Origin of the sequence: Cohnella hashimotonis (assembly GCF_030014955.1) — a bacterium.
Taxonomy (GTDB): Bacteria; Bacillota; Bacilli; order Paenibacillales; family Paenibacillaceae; genus Cohnella; species Cohnella hashimotonis.
This window is the reverse complement of sequence record NZ_JAGRPV010000001.1, coordinates 6,684,128-6,700,021: the sequence shown is the minus strand read 5'-3', so window position 1 is coordinate 6,700,021 and position 15,894 is coordinate 6,684,128. Positions and strand designations below refer to the sequence as shown.

Annotated in this window: 7 protein-coding genes; 5 read left to right on the top strand and 2 right to left on the bottom strand. The window is 60.4% G+C overall.

Annotation, left to right across the window (positions count from 1 at the left end; all coding sequences use genetic code 11):
* The first annotated feature begins 133 nt into the window (after window positions 1–133).
* Window positions 134–6,160, top strand: coding sequence for an alpha-amylase family glycosyl hydrolase (locus tag KB449_RS26665; RefSeq protein WP_282911269.1), 6,027 nt, complete (start codon window positions 134–136; stop codon window positions 6,158–6,160).
* A gap of 433 nt (window positions 6,161–6,593) precedes the next feature.
* On the opposite strand, the gene KB449_RS26660 is transcribed toward KB449_RS26665, so the two are convergent.
* Together KB449_RS26660 and KB449_RS26655 are read right to left on the bottom strand one after the other, a co-directional pair.
* Entirely contained in the window at window positions 6,594–8,252 is a 1,659-nt protein-coding gene (locus KB449_RS26660; protein ID WP_282911268.1) for a response regulator, read from the bottom strand.
* Entirely contained in the window at window positions 8,249–10,237 is a 1,989-nt protein-coding gene (locus tag KB449_RS26655; protein ID WP_282911267.1) for a cache domain-containing sensor histidine kinase, read from the bottom strand. Before KB449_RS26655 ends, KB449_RS26660 begins: the two co-directional genes overlap by 4 nt.
* Before the next feature lie 107 nt (window positions 10,238–10,344).
* On the opposite strand from KB449_RS26655, the gene KB449_RS26650 reads away from it, so the two are divergent.
* The 4 genes from KB449_RS26650 (at window position 10,345) to KB449_RS26635 (ending at window position 15,874) form a co-directional block, all read left to right on the top strand.
* Window positions 10,345–11,235 carry a carbohydrate ABC transporter permease gene (locus tag KB449_RS26650; protein WP_282911266.1) on the top strand — a complete coding sequence of 297 codons (891 nt, stop codon included), beginning with the start codon at window positions 10,345–10,347 and terminating at the stop codon, window positions 11,233–11,235.
* Window positions 11,235–12,074: a carbohydrate ABC transporter permease gene (locus KB449_RS26645; RefSeq protein ID WP_282911265.1), complete on the top strand. Its 840-nt coding sequence runs from the start codon at window positions 11,235–11,237 to the stop codon at window positions 12,072–12,074. The genes KB449_RS26650 and KB449_RS26645 overlap by 1 nt, the downstream gene beginning before the upstream one ends.
* Window positions 12,075–12,192: 118 nt before the next feature.
* Window positions 12,193–13,512 (top strand): ABC transporter substrate-binding protein, encoded by a 1,320-nt coding sequence (locus tag KB449_RS26640; RefSeq protein ID WP_282911264.1) that lies wholly within the window; start codon window positions 12,193–12,195, stop codon window positions 13,510–13,512.
* A gap of 469 nt (window positions 13,513–13,981) precedes the next feature.
* Entirely contained in the window at window positions 13,982–15,874 is a 1,893-nt protein-coding gene (locus KB449_RS26635) for an LTA synthase family protein (protein ID WP_282911263.1), read from the top strand.
* Window positions 15,875–15,894: the final 20 nt, after the last annotated feature.

The window sequence follows — 15,894 nt, the reverse complement described above, 5'->3', positions numbered from 1 at the left end:
TATTTTCATGACAAGTTATGCAAACGTTTGCGCAACGATGGCGGCATACATAGCACAACGGGGTTCTGCGTCTTTGCCTTGCGCCGGGTTTGCTGACGAGTTCAGAATTAGCACAGGAGGGATCGTTAAGATTATGTCAAAGGCATGGAGCCGCATTCGAAGGCAGGTCGCACTCATTATCGCAGGACTGTTGGCTTTGCAGCTGTTCGCAGGGATCGGCGCAGTCCGTTATGCAAGCGCTGCCATTGCGGCGGACGTATTCGTAGATCAGCCTGGGGGCGAGAGCCAATGGGTCGTAGCTGGCTCGTTCACCGACTGGAACGAGAAGCCTGCGACTTCCGCAGGCAAAATGAAGCACCTGGTCGGAGGATTTTATGCGTTTTCGGCGGTACTGCCGGCAGGAACGCATGAATTCAAGCTGACCAAGAACGGAACCTGGGACGGCTTCAGCAACGGAGGCAACAACTTTTCGTTGACGCTTGACGAGGAGACCAAAGTAAATTTCTACGTCAACGAAGAGATCGGCCAGGCGCGCATCACGGCGGCCGGCGTCTCGGGACTGCCGCAGTATACGGCCGCGCTGGGCGAAGACAAATGGCCGCGACTCGTCGGCAGCTTGCAGACCGCGCTTGGCGAATCGGCGGATTGGTCGCCTTCGACGTCGGGTCTGCGCTTCGTCGATTACGACTTCGACGGCAGCGTATATAAGTACCAGGCGAGCATTCCGCAGGGACGGTACGAGGCCAAGGTAGCGTTCGGACCGAGCTGGGACGAGAGCTACGGCGACGGCGGAGGCAATCTGGCGCTGGATATTCCGGACGAAGCCTTTACGATTTTCACCATCGACTACCAAAGCCAGAACAGGCAGCTCGGCGGGAAAAGCGTGCTCCAGAGCGGGGGCTTCGACGGCAAGATCGACAAGTCGGGCATCCGGTTCGACAGCCGTTCGCTGACGTACAAGAAGCCGTTCGGCGCAATCAAGGAAGCGAGCGAGGACTTGACGCTGCGCGTGGCGGCCGCCAAGGACGACGTCCAGCTCGCGCGCGTGGAACTGACGGACGGCGAAGGCATGGCCCGTACGTTCGATATGCGCAAGACGACCTCGGTCGCGGGAAGCGACTACTTCGAGGCGAAGATTCCGGCCGCTACGTTCGCGCCGATCGGCGTATGGGGCTACAAGTTCATCCTGATCGACGGCGCGGCGAAGGTCGAGCTCGGCGACGACAAGAACGGAAATATCGCGCGCGGCGGCACCGGCGTCGTGTCGGACGAAGGCGCAGTGCCCTTCGACCTGACCGTCTACAGCGCAGACTATCATACGCCGGACTGGATGAAAGAAGCGGTCGTCTATCAGATCTTCCCGGACCGTTTCTTCGACGGCGACGAGACGAACAATCGCGCGAAGATCGTGGACGGATATCGGGGCAACCGGTCCGAATCCGACGACACGAGCGAGATCGCGCCTTACCCGCTGCAATATTTCGACGGCGGCGTCGCGAACGATCCGGCGCCGGGCCAGGTAGCGGGCAAGTGGAGCGACGTGCCGGAAAATCCGGACCGCGTCAAGCCGGAAAACCAGCCGTATTACCCGGGCGCGAAGACGGACGGCGTCTGGACGAACGAGTTTTACGGCGGAGACCTGCAGGGCGTGCAGCAGAAGCTCGGCTATCTCAAGTCGATCGGCGTCAACACGATCTACTTCAATCCGATCGCCTGGGCGGCGTCCAACCACAAGTACGATGCGACGGACTACAAGCATCTCGATCCGATGTTCGGCGAGCCGGTGTACAATACGCCGGGCGACCCGGCATCCGGCTTGAATTACGAAGCGACGCGCGTCGCTTCGGACAAGATCTTCATCGACTTCGCCAAGGCCGCGAAGGCGCAGGGCATCCGGATTATCGGCGACGGCGTGTTCAATCATGTCGGCGACGACTCGGTTTATTTCGACCGTTACGAGAAATATCCGGAGATCGGCGCTTACGAGTATTGGGCAAAGGTATACGACATCCGGAATGCCGCGCCCGGCAAGACGCTCGAGCAGGCGAAAAGCGAGGCGCAGGCTTACTATACGAGCCAAAAAAATCCGAAGACGGGCATGAACTACAAGTATCCGGAAGACTTCGCCTACACGACCTGGTTCACGATCGAGAACGAGAAGGTTCCGGATCGCGACGGTACCAACACCCACTACAAATACGACGCCTGGTGGGGCTACGACTCGCTGCCGGCGATGGACGCCGTGACGCCGCAAGCGGGCGACGCAGCGGCGATCGGCGGTCCGCAGGAGGCGCACGAATGGAACAACGTCGCCTATCGCGAGGAAGTCATCGGCCATGACCTGTCGGGACAATCCGATGCGGAAGCGGACGAGGCGATGCAAAACGTCGTCTCGCAGCGCTGGGTATGGATGGGCACGAGCGGCTGGCGGCTCGACGTCGCGCCGGACGTATCCGCGGGTACGTGGAAAAAGTTCAGGGAAGCCGTCAAATCCACGGCCGGTTTGAAGGACGCGAGCGGCAATACGATCGACGAGCCGATCATCCTCGGGGAGGAATGGAATGTCGCGACGCCGTATCTGCTGGGCGACCAGTTCGACTCGGTCATGAACTATCGTTTCCGCGGCGCGCTGCAGACGTTCATGATCGGCGGCGACGCCAAGGCGTTCAACGAGACGCTCGAGTCGATCCGCGAGGACTACCCCAAGGAAGCCTGGCAGGTCATGCTGAATCTGATGGATTCCCATGACACGACCCGCTCGATCACGAAGCTTGATTTCCCTTCTTACGAGGAGGAGCATCTGATCATCGCGCCGGAGGCGTCCGACAAGGCGCTGAAGCAGCAGGCGCTCGTCGCGCTGTTCCAGCTGGGCTATCCGGGCGCGCCGACGATATATTACGGCGACGAGGTCGGCTTGACCGGCACGAAGGATCCGGATTCTAGACGGACGTTCCCATGGGAGCGCGTAGCGGGAAGCGGAGAAGAATATGAGGCCGTAGGCCGCTACGCAGACCTGTTCAAGACGTACCAGGACGCGGCTGCGGTGCGTCATGCCAACGACGTGTTCAGCACCGGCGACCTGAAGATGGCCTACGCAGAAGGCGACGTGATCGCGTATGCCCGCAAGACGGCGTCTAAGGGCGGTCTCGTTGCAATCAACCGTGCCGCCGCGGCCAAGGAGATTGAAGCGGACGTCACCGGCTTCCTGCCGGACGGACTTCAGCTGAAGGATGAGCTGGGCGGCGCGATCGAGGCGACGGTGCAAGGCGGCAAGCTCAAGCTGACGCTGCCTGCCCTGTCGGGCGTCATGATGGTATCGACCGGCGATCTGGGCACGGTCGCCGCTGTTCAGGGCTTGACCGCCGCCGCCGGCAACGGCAAGGTCGATCTCGCCTGGCAGACGGTTCCCGGAGCGGCAGGCTATCGCGTATACCGGGCGCTCATCGAGGGCGGCGCGCTGACGCGTGTCGGCGACGTCGAAGCGGACACGCTTGCCTTCACTGATCAGACCGGCATCGTAAATGCGACCAAGTATTATTACGCAGTTACCGCCTATGCCGGCCAGTCGGAGAGCCTGATCGGAACGATGGTGTCCGCGACGCCGTTTTATCCGGTTCAATCGGTAGCCGTACCATCCTCGGTGGCTGGCGTCGTCTATGCGGGCGTCGGCAAAAAGATCGAAGGCATCACCGTCGAGGTGCTGGCGCCGGGGCTTACGGACAATGCAGCCTATGCGGGCAGGGCGGCGCCGAATCTGCCGGGCAAGCTGTTCTTTTACCCGGAAAACGGAGATCTGGCTGACGCCGTGGCCGTCTCGTTAAGATACAAGGAGGATGCGGGGGCGGCCAAGGCGTATCGCGCTTCCTTCGAGCCGACCGCGGCGGGCGCCTACCGCTATTACGCAGCCTTTTCCTCGGATAACGAAGAGACCTGGACGCTCTCCGGCGAGAATACTGTGAACGTTCTCCAGTCGGACGACGACCTGGAGGCGCCCGATGCGCCGGAGCTGGGCGGGTTGCTCCAGGAATCCGGACGCGCGAGTCTGGCCTGGACGTCGGATGACGCATCGGTCGCTGGCTTCGAGATCTATCGCCAGTCCGTGACCGATGCCGTGTACCGCAAGATCGCGACGGTGGCGAAGGAAGTTCGCGCGTATACCGATTTCACCGTAAATAACGATACGACCTACACCTACAAGGTTGCCGCCTACGACCAAGCCTACAATCGGGCATACTCACAGCCGCAGTCGGTGACGCCAAGGCTCGTGATGATCGACGTGACGCTGCGGCTGCATCTGCCGGACTACACGCCGACGACGGACGACATCACGATCGCCGGCGACTTCAACGGCTGGAACGTGTCCTCGACCAAGCTGGCGGTGCCGAGCGGCGCCACGACCCGCGAGGTCGTGGAATATTCGTTCAAGATGATGGCGGGCAAGTCGATGCAGTACAAGTACGCCCGAGGCGACTGGAACAAAGAGGCGTTCACGAGCCACGCGAGGGTGCAGAACGATACGACAGATCCGGGCAACTGGGCGTATAGCTCGACCGATACGAACATGCAGCTCAAGATCGCGAATCAGGGCGGCAACAAAATGATCGTCGACGACTACGTGCTGCGCTGGGTCGATATGCCGGTGGCGATCTATCAGCCGCGCAAATCTTACGGCGAAGACATCGCCTACTCGACAGCGGACGCAAGCTTCGCGCTGCGCGCCGCGGTGCCGTACGGCGTGGCGTTCACGATCAACGGACAGCCGATTCCCGAGGGCGCGATGGACGCTTACGGCAACGTGCTGGTGAACGATATCCCGCTCGCGCAGGGCAAGAACGTCTTCACGCTCCATATCGAGCCGACGGCCGAGACGCTGAACCTCCCGTTCTATACGGACAAAGGCAGAGCCTCTCAGGCGACGAAGACGATTAAGCTCGAGATCACGCGGACAGGGGGCGGCACGGAGTCGCCTTCGCCGGAGCCGTCCGGTTCGCCGACGCCAACGCCGACGCCTGTGAGCAACGGGCCGACGCCAACGTCAACGCCGAGTTCCGCGCCTGCGGAGCTCAAGATTGCGGCCGACAAGCTCGTGCCGGATGCGACCGGCAAGGTGAAGATCGAGCTTCCGTCCGGCGCGACGCGCATCCTGCTCCCGGCGAATGCAGGGGAACTTCTGAAGCCGGGCGAACTGACGCTCGTCAAGGAAAGACTGACGATATCGGTGCCGGCCGGCCTGCTGTCGCAAGCGGTAGGGACGGATGAAAAGGCGGCTCAGGTAGCGCTCGACATCGTGCCGCTGACCGCTACGCAAGCCGATGCGCTGATTGCGAAGACTTCGCGGGAGGGGCGCGATATCCGGCTCGTAGGCGAGGTGTACGACTTCAGCCTCTCCGTCATCGGCGAGGACGGAGAGAACCGCGCCGTTCGCGAGCTCGCGCAGCCGGTGAAGCTCTCATTCCGAGCGGATGCCGCCGTCGCCGACCGCGACGTAACGGGCGTGTACCATGTCGCCGACGACGGCCAGCTTGAATACGTGCGCGGGACGTGGTCCGACGACGGCGTGTTGACGGCGTCCGTCTCGCACTTCAGCAAGTACGCGGCGCTGCATATCGACGCGGCGTTCGCGGACGTACCGTCCGGCCACTGGGCCTGGACGGCCGTCCGGTCGCTCGCGGCGAAGCAGATCGTGAACGGCACGGCCGGTTCGCGCTACGAACCGGCGAGAGGCGTCACGCGCGCCGAGTTCGCCGCGATGCTGAGCCGCGCGCTGGGACTGGCCGCACCGCAAAAGGAGGCGCCGTTCGCGGATGTCGCATCCGGCGCCTGGTACGAGGAAGCCGTAGCGGCGGCAGCCGAGGCGGGCATCGTGAGCGGCCGAAGCGCGAGCGCGTTCGCGCCGAACGAAGGCATCACGCGCGAGGAAATGGCCGTCATGCTCATGCGGGCCTACGACTATGCAGGCGTTGTCGGCGCGGACCGCGCCGCTCCAGCTGCGGAACCGTTCGCGGACACATCCGGCTTCAGCGGCTGGGCCGCCGAGGCGATCGGTCGCGCAGCCGGACTGGGCCTGCTGTCCGGACGCAACGGCCATGTTTTCGACGCGAAGTCGGGGTTGACCCGCGCCGAGAGTGCGCAAGCGCTCTTCAAGCTGCTAGGCCAGTAACCAAACGAGCATAACGAGAAGCCCTTTGCCGCGGGAGACGTCCCGGCGCGCGAAGGGCTTTTCGTCCGTTTTAACGATATCCCCTTCCGTCAGGGAACGTTGGGTTTACGCTTGTTCATACCCTTGTTCATACCTTGTTCATACCTTGTTCATACCTTGTTCATACCCTTGTTCATACCCTCCTGATTCAAGGGGATATCGTTCAAATGCGCAAAAATGAGGGTTTGACGGCGGGGATGGGAAGGCTTATTTGCGATCTGCTCCATGCAGACTGTTTGCAAGAGAAGGGATGACGCAGATCAACAGTCAGCGGGATTCGGGCGATAGGCCTGCAAAGTATTCGGCGGAGGACTGGATGCGGCGAGGGCGAGCGAGCGTCGCGCCGGCCGCAGGGGAGCAAACCTGCGCTTGACCCCCGTTGGCTTGCGGCGAATTAGGCATTATTTTTACGATACTGATTCGGCGATAGCCCCGTCAGCTTTTTAAATACCTTGCTGAAGTATTTCTCGTCCGCGTATCCGACCATCTCGGCGACTTGGGAGATCTTGAAATGCGGGCTCTCGAGCAGCAGCTTGGCTTTGTCGATGCGGATGCGGCAGAGGAAGTCAATGAGATTCTCCCCGGTTTCTTGCTTGAATCTGCGGGAGATGTACTCCCGGCTCAAATAGAACTGGCTCGCGATATCCTGCAGGGTGAGCTCCTTGTTGTAATGCTGTTCGATATAGCGGGCGACGGCAGGAATGGCGCTCTGCGACTGCTGGCTTGCGGCCGATCGGCTGTGCGACCAGGCGGTCAGGAATTCGCGAAAAACGGTCTCCAAACCGTCCAGATCGAGCCGGCCGCGCGCGTCCAGCGGCAGCGCGCCGGTGGGAAGCGGGAGGCCGTCCGTCCCGTCGGCGCGCGACTGCGCGACCGGCAGGCCTTCCGCGCGTTCTGCATCCGCCTCGCGCCATCGCTGCAGCATCTCGGCGAAGGCCGTTCGCCACCGCTCGAACTGCTCGCTGCTGATCCGGGGCATGCGGCGCATCTCGGCGATGCAGCGGCCGACGGCATCCCGGATCTGCTTGTCCGAACCGCTCAGGACGGCGAGCCGCAGACTCTCTTCGTATTCTTCGAAACGCGGCGTCGCGGCGGAGCTGCGGACTTCAGCCGCATCGTAGCGGTAATAATAGGCGCGCTCCACCAGCAGATCGCGATCCCGCAGCGCGGCCTTGGCGGCCTGGTACGAATTCGCGGCTCCCTTGGGGAACGGCTGCTCCGTGCCGATGCCATAGTCGAAGCGGCATTTGAGCGCGAGGAAGCAGCATTCGTTAATCTCGGACAGCAGCGACTGTACCGTCGCGTCGCGGCGGGCCGCAGCGCCGGGTTCGATCCAGAAGAAAAGAAGAATCTCGTTCTCCGACCTGAGATTCCGGCAGGCGAGGCCGCGATCGCCGCGACGCAGCACTTCGTCCGCGATGTTGGTCAGCGTGAAGTACAGCAGATCCCGGTTGCGGGCGTACCGCTCGGCGACCTCGGAGGAGGCAGAGTCCAGGTCGAGGACGGCGACGAGACAGGTCGACGCCTGGCGGAAAACCGGCTCGCCCTGAAGCGCGAGCTGCGCATGGCCGTTAGAGTCTCCGCCGCCGAGCAGGTCGGAGAAGATGCGGTCGCGCATAACCGGACGCAGCTGGTTGATCTCCATGCTGCGCGCCAGCTCGTCCTTGCGGGAGCGGTCCTGATCGTGCCAACGGGCGATCGCGCGCTTGAGCGCGCCGGTCAACTGCTCGGGATCGATCGGCTTGAGCAGGTAATCCTGCCCGCCGTGCTGCATCGTGCCGCGCACGAGGTGGAAGTCGTCGTGGCCGCTAACGACGATCTTCTGGATCTCGGGCCGCTGCGTCTGGAGCCAGGCAAGCAGGTCGAGCCCGCCCTGCACCGGCATCAGCATGTCGGTGACGACAACGCCCGGGCGCACGCGTTCGATGAGCGTCGCCGCTTCTTCGCCGTTGGCCGCTTCGTGTATCTCTGTGACGCCGAGCGCTTCCCAATCCACGAGCAGGCGGACGGCTTCCCGTACGTGGCGTTCGTCGTCTACGATGACAATCTTCATCTTGTATTCTCCTCTTCTGCGTCTGTCGCGCGTGCGTGCGTTCCGTCGGGCTGCTCTTCCGCAATCGGCGTCTTTGGCAGCGGGATCCGGAGCGCGGCCCTGAATCCGCCGCCGGGCGAAGCGTCCACCGTCATCCCCGCCTCTTCGCCGAAGTATAAGCGAAGGCGCATATAAACGTTGGCGAGTCCGATCTGCCCGCCCGTGCCGTCCTCCGCGCTGTCGCGATTCAAGCGGGCCCGCAGGCGTTCGAGCGATCCGGCCTCCATGCCTCGGCCGTTATCGGCCGTATCGATGTGCAGCCATTCGCGCTCGCCCTCCAGCCAAGCGCGAATGTACAGCTTGGCGCCGGCGGTGCTCATGCCGCCGCTGCCGCTTGTTCCTCCTGTTTCAGCGCCGCCGCCCGTTTCGCCGCCAGCCCTGGAATCCCTCGCTCCGTTTCCTGCGCCGGGATCGTAGCCGTGCTTGAAGTAATTCTCGACGAGCGGCTGCAGCAGCATCTTCGGCACGGCAATATCGACCGCCTCGGGATCGATCTCGTAGTACACATCCAGATCCTCGCCGAACCGCTGCTTCTGCAGCTCCAGGTAGGCCTTGGCGTGGGCGAGCTCGGCGGACAGGGGCACGACGGTCTCCTCGGTGTTCATGCTGTAGCGCATCATCCGGGCCATGGCCGCGACGAGCCCATAGACCTTCGGCGCGTTCGACTGCAGCGCGAGCGTCCCGATGGACTGCAGCGCATTGTTCAGAAAATGGGGATTGATCTGTGCCTGCATCGCCTTCAGCTGGTTCGTCTTGTTCGCGAGCGCGAGCTTGTATTCCCGGTTGATCAGCTCCTCGATCGTCGATACCATCGTGCCGAAGCGCCGCTCCAGCACGCCGAACTCGTCGCTGCGGTTGGCGAAGCCCGCCTCGGCGCCGGCGCTCCATTTGCCCGCCTGCACCAGATTCATGCGCGCGATCAGCTTCTTGATCGGGCTGGTGAATTGGACGGACACGATCAGGGTCGCGATGACGGCCACGATGAGGGACAGCGCGATGATCAGCGAATTGATCAGGCGGATGCCCTTGGCGTTCTGGTACAAGTACGAGTAAGGCAGCTGCTTTACGACGATCCAGTCCATGAATTGCGTCTGCAGCGTATCGTACACGACGTAACCCGAAAAGGCCGAATCCGACCACTTGAAGTCGCCGCTGCCGCCGGCTTCCGACAGCAGCCTGCGTGCCCAGCCTTCATTTTGAAGCAGGCTGCCGTTCTCGGGCTCCGCTCCGCATACGACATGGCCCCCCCGGTCGAGCACGTACAGCTTCTCCTCCCTCGACAGCGCGAGCCGCCCGCAGATGTCGCCCAGCTCGCTCAGCAGCACGTCGATCGACAGATAGCCGATAACCTTGTCGCTCGGCGTACGGATGATCGGCCGCCTGAGCGTGATCACGTCCCGGGCGGACACGGAACGCCGCGAATCGAGCGCGTAGCTCGCGCTCTTGTGAGCCGGCTCCATGAAAGGAATCGGGTCGTCCGCCCGCCCGGCGGGCCAGCCGCCGTCCGCTTCCCGTCCGCTGCGGAAAAGGCCGCGCGCCAGCAGATAGGACCAGCTGTCCTCACCGCGTCCGATTTGCAGGTGAATCTGGTGGATTTCTTTGTTCGACTGGTACATGTTCAGCAGATGCTGGTAGATCGTCGTGCGATAGAGCAGATCCGCGGCCTCCACATTCGCGCCGGGCGCCGTGAAGCGCTCGATGATGGCATATAGGGAGGTTGGCGAATTGATCGAGTTGTAAACGCTTAACGAGTTCCGGTTGAGCGTGTTCATATAGTTCAGGATGTTGTCTTTGCCCACCTCGAGGAGGCTGCGGTTTTCCGCGATCGCCTTGCCCGTCACCTGATTTTTAATATAAAAATCCGAGATGACCATGGACAGCGCCATCGGGACGATGGTAGCCGCGAGGAGCAGCGCCATCAGCTTCGTTCGGATGCTTTTTTTCAAGACGGTTCCCCCGAGGTCAATATATTACACCAAACCCATCATATCTATCGGTGGTCCATGCCGCAATATCGCTTTATATTTTACATAACGGAAAGGGAGTGTGCCTCATGACCAAACGCAGCGGTAAATCCGGAGAATGGCTGCAGCAGCTCGTATTCGTGGGACCGGGCCTGATCGCGTTCTCGATCATCGTGCTCGTGCCGTTTCTGCTCGGCTTCTATTACTCGTTCACCGAGTGGAACGGCCTTGATCTGAACAAGGCGCATTGGACGGGCATGGACAATCTGAATCGCATCTTCATGCGGGACGACAAGTTCTGGGCGGCCTTCGGCTTCACGCTCCGCTTCACGGCGGTCACGGTGCTGGCGTCGAACCTGCTGGCATTCCTGCTTGCGCTGATGCTGACGCGTGCGCTCAAGACCCGCAACTTGCTGCGGACGGTCTTTTTCGTACCGAACGTGATCGGCGGCATTCTGCTGGGTTATATCTGGCAGTTCATCTTCACCAAGGGCTTCAAGACGATCGGGGAAATGACAGGCTGGTCCTTCTTCGAGCAGCCCTGGCTCGGTACGGCGGGCACCGGCTTCTGGGGACTCGTCATCGTTTTCGTCTGGCAGTCGGCGGGCTACATGATGGTCATCTATATCGCGGCGCTGACCGGCGTGCCCAAGGATATGCTCGAGGCGGCGACGATCGACGGCGCGGGCTACTGGCAGAGCATCCGCAAAGTGACGCTGCCGCTCATTATGCCGGCCATTACAGTATGCCTTTTTCTTACCATCTCCAACGCCTTCAAGATGTTCGACCTGAACCTGTCGCTCACCAAAGGCGGCCCGGGCACGTCGACGCAGTCGCTCGCCTACAACATCTATGCGGAGGCGCTGGTCAATAACCGCTACGGCCTCGGCACGGCGAAGGCGATGCTGTTCTTCCTGGCCGTCTCGCTCATCGCGGTGACGCAGGTATGGCTCACCAAGCGCAAGGAGGTGGAGGCCTGATGAACCGCGAACGTTCGCTGCGCTACAGGCTCGTCGGCATCGAAGTCTTCGCGATCTTGCTGGCGCTGTTGTTTCTCGCTCCGTTTTACTTCGTGCTCGTGAATTCGCTCAAGACGCTCGGCGAGATTCTCGTCGACGCCGCTTCGCTGCCGGAGATCTACAAGTTTACGAACTACTCGCGGGTATGGGACATGATCCGCTTCCCGACCGCGCTTCGCAACTCCGTCGTCATCACGGCGATCAGCGTCGCCGGCATCGTGACGATCAGCTCGATGACCGCCTACCGGCTCGTCCGCAGGCCGACGCGCTTCAACAACCTGCTGTTTCTCGCGTTCATCTCGTCGATGATTATCCCGTTCCAGTCGGTCATGCTGCAGCTCGTGCGCGTGACGAGCATTCTGGAGCTGCGCGGCGACCTGCTTGGCATCGTCGTTTGTTACCTCGGCTTCGGACTCGCGCTGTCCGTTTTTTTATTCCACGGCTTCATCAAGGGCGTGCCGCTCGAGATCGAGGAGGCCGCGGTGATGGACGGCTGCTCGCCGTACGGCGTGTTCTGGCGGATCGTCTTCCCGCTGCTCAAGCCGATCGCCGTCACGGTCGTCATTTTGAATACGCTGTGGATCTGGAACGATTATCTGCTGCCCGTGCTTATCATCGGATCGAACAAAGACCTGACGACGATTCCGCTCGCGGTCACGCGGTTTTTCGGGCAATATACCAAGCAGTGGGATCTCGCGCTCGCCGGTCTCGCCATGAGCGTCACGCCGATCGTCGTGCTTTTCCTGCTGCTTCAGAAGCACATCGTCGAAGGGATCACCTCGGGCTCGGTCAAGGGCTAGGAGCAGGCCGGGGTCAATATGTTACACTTTTGACATCAACATCGTCGGTTTTGTGCAAACGTTTTCTCCACTATACTCGACCTGTAGCCAGAACATTGAATACATGGGAGGTCATTACATGAAACGCATCTCCGCAGGCATTTTGATCGCCTCGCTCCTGACGGTCGCCGCAGGCTGCGGCAATAACAACAACAACGCATCTCCGGCATCTTCGGAGGCTGCGCCCAGCTCCGCATCGTCTGCGCCGGCATCGTCCGCCGCTCCTTCCTCGGATGCGCCGAAGAAGGACGTCACGATCAAGGTGTTCCAGTTCAAGGTCGAGATAGCGGACGCGCTGAACAAAATGGCCGAGCAGTACGAGAAGGAGACGGGCGTCAAGGTCGACGTGGAAACGCACGGAGGCGGCGAAGATTACAACGCGCTGCTCAAGGCGGAGATCGCTTCGGGCTCCGAACCGGAAATTTTCAACTCCGAGGGCTATGCGGCGCTTGAGCCCTACTACGACCGGGCGACGGACCTGTCGGGCGAAGCTTGGGCCACGGATGTCGTGAACTCCGCTGCTGCGCCGGCTCGCGTTGACGGCAAGCTGCTGGGCATGCCGATGAATATCGAAGGTTACGGCATCGTCTACAACAAGGACTTGTTCGCCAAGGCAGGCATCACCGAGCTGCCGAAGACGCTGACACAACTCGAGGCCGCGGCCAAGAAGCTGCAGGACGCCGGCATCACGCCGTTTTCCACGACGAACGAGTGGTGGTCGATCGGCCATCACACGATTAACGTCGGACTCTCCGAGCAGCCGGACCCGATCCAGTTCATCGACGACAACAAGAAAGGCACCGCCTCCTTTAAAGGAAACGCCGTGTTCGAAAAGTGGATCAACTACGTCGACCTCGTCTTCAAGTATTCCCAGAAGGATAAGCTGACGACCGACTACGCGACCCAGGTCGCCACGTTCGCCAGCGGCAAAGCCGCGATGATCCAGCAAGGCAACTGGATCCAGGGCGACATCGACAAGGTGGCCAAGCTGAACCTGGGCATGCTGCCGATTCCGATCGACGACAGCGGCAAGGCGCATATCTACACCGGTCCCGCCAACTTCTGGATCGTCAACAGCAAGTCCAAAAACGCCGAAGAAGCGAAAAAATTCCTGGCGTGGATGGTCACCTCCGATACGGGCAAGAGCTACATCACCAAGGAGTTCAAGTTTATCCCTGCGCTCGTCACGATTCCCGCGACGCAGGAGGACATCGGCCAGCTCGGCGCGGCCGTATCCGAGCAGGCGAAGGAAGCGGGCGGCTGGAACTGGGGACGGTACCCGGACGGCGTCATCCAGGGCTGGGGCGCGGCGATGCAGGAGTATCAAGGCGGCTCCATCGACAAGGATCAGCTGTTCGACAAATTCGACAAGGCCGTCAAAGATATCGTGAGCAAATAAAGCTTCTATTATTATGGTAGAAACATAGTAGAAACAGGTTGTTTGCGAGATCGGGCTTCATGGAGGGGAAACCTTCCGTGGAGCCTTTTCGCGTGCGTTTTCGTCTAACGGGGCAATTTTAGCTACATTTAAGGAAGCGAGACGGAACCATGTCCCTCCGTACTTCGTTTAAAGGTAAGGAAGCGCAATAACGGGTAATGTTAAGTAGAGATAAGGGGAAGGTCCTATTTATTTCGGGCCATTTCAATTTATTCCCATTCTATAGGGGCATTTCGGCTCGATTTGGCCGGGAAGAACGCTCAAGAAGCCGGATTTTCAGCTTATTTCGCGGCTTATGTCTTTTGACATGCCGCCGCATTCGAGGCATAATTAAAAACGTTGTTTACAGACCGATTACAAAAATACACTACGATGCGCGCATGGATACTGTCTGAAAATACGGCTATGCTGCAAGAGGGAGAGTGCCGAGATGCGACTATGGAATGCAATGAAGTCCAAGCCGATCCTGTGGTTTTCTATGATATTGCTCTTAAAGGGCGCCTTGGCTTGGTTCGTCATTTTCGACGACGGCCCGTCCTGGATGACGGTGCTGACCGAGATTCCGTTCATTTTGATCGTTTTCTGTCTGATCGAGTGGTTCGCGTCCAAGCGCAAGCTGCTTTACTACATGATCGCCAACCTGTCGATCACATTGCTCTACTTCGCCGTTCTCATGTATTACAAATACTACGGCGTCATCGTTACGTATCATGCGCTCGAGCAGGCCGACAAGGTGACGAAGGTCGGAGAGAGCACCTACTCGCTGCTTGATCCGTACTACCTGCTGATCTTTATCGATATCGTCATTTTCGCCTTCTATATGTTCCGGCCCAAGTATATCGCCCGATTCACGAACATCGGCATGCGCAAGGTGAACCGCACCGCGCTGCTTGCCACGTTTATCGTATCCGCCGCGCTCTGCATCTTCAACATCTGGCCCAATCACGCCAGCATGAACGAGAATAAGAAGGCAGAGGGCATGGGCATTCTCAATTACGAGGTTTATACGATTTTTGCGGACAGCACGGTGCACGAGGAAGTCATCGACATGAAGGAGATCAACCAACCGTCGATCGACGCGCTCAAGGGCGGAGAGCAGCCCGCGAATCCGGCGCTCTGGGCGGCGGCCAAGGGCAAGAACCTCATCGTCGTTCAGATGGAATCCTTCCAGAACTTCTTGATCGGTCTTACGATCGACGGTCAAGAGATCACGCCTAATATCAACAAGCTGGCAGCTGGCGACTTCTACTTCAACAACTTCTATACCAATGTCGGTCAGGGCACGACGTCGGATGCCGAGTTCGTCGTCAACACGTCGCTCTATGTGCCGCATCACGAAGCCGCTACGTCTTCGGACTATATGGATAAGGCGCTGCCGAGCCTGCCGCGGCTGATGTCGGCCAACGGCTACAACACGGCGACGTTCCATACGAACAGCGTAGAATTTTGGAATCGCTCGATGCTGTACAAGGCGATCGGCTTTGACAAGTATTACGATCAAGCGTTCTACGGCGACGACGACCATATCGCGTTCGGCGCTTCCGACGAAGTGCTGTATGCCAAGACGGTGCCGGAGCTCGCCAAGATGGACGCCGAGGATAAGCCGTTCTACGCGATGGTCATCTCGATGAGCGCGCATCACCCGTACAAGATTCCCGAGGCCAAGGACAAGATCAAGCTGCCTGAGGAGTACGACGGCACGCTTGTCGGCAATTACATTCTGGCTCAGAACTACGCGGACTATGCGATGGGTCAATTCCTTGAGGAGCTGAAGTCCAGCGGTCTGTGGGACGACAGCGTCATCGTGTTCTACGGCGACCACCAGGGCCTGCCGCTGTATTCGCTGGACAACAAGGAAAAGGGACTGATGCAAGGCATTTTCGGCCGGGAGTACGGGTATACGGATATGTTCAACATTCCGTTTATCGTCCACGCGCCGGGCGTCACATATCCCAAGACGTTCGAGCAGACGGGCGGACAGATCGACGTTCTGCCGACGGTCGCCAACCTGCTGGGCGTGTCCGCCAAGGATCAGATCCACTTTGGCGAGGATCTCTTGAACCGTACGAGCAACCTGCTGCCGATGCGGCACTTCCTGCCGACCGGCTCGTTCGTCAACGACACCTCGGTATTCCTGCCGGGCGTCGGCTTCGAGGACGGCACCAACTACAACGTCAAGGATAACAGCATTAGCGCGGACGGCTCGACGGAAGCGCAGTACAACGCGGCGCTTCGCCTGCTGAACATGTCGGACAGCTACGTCGAGCAGCTGCCCGGGCTGCCGCTGGACGGCGGTCCTGTATCGGGCGCCGAATCCAAGTGACGCGAGCACGCGCGACGGAC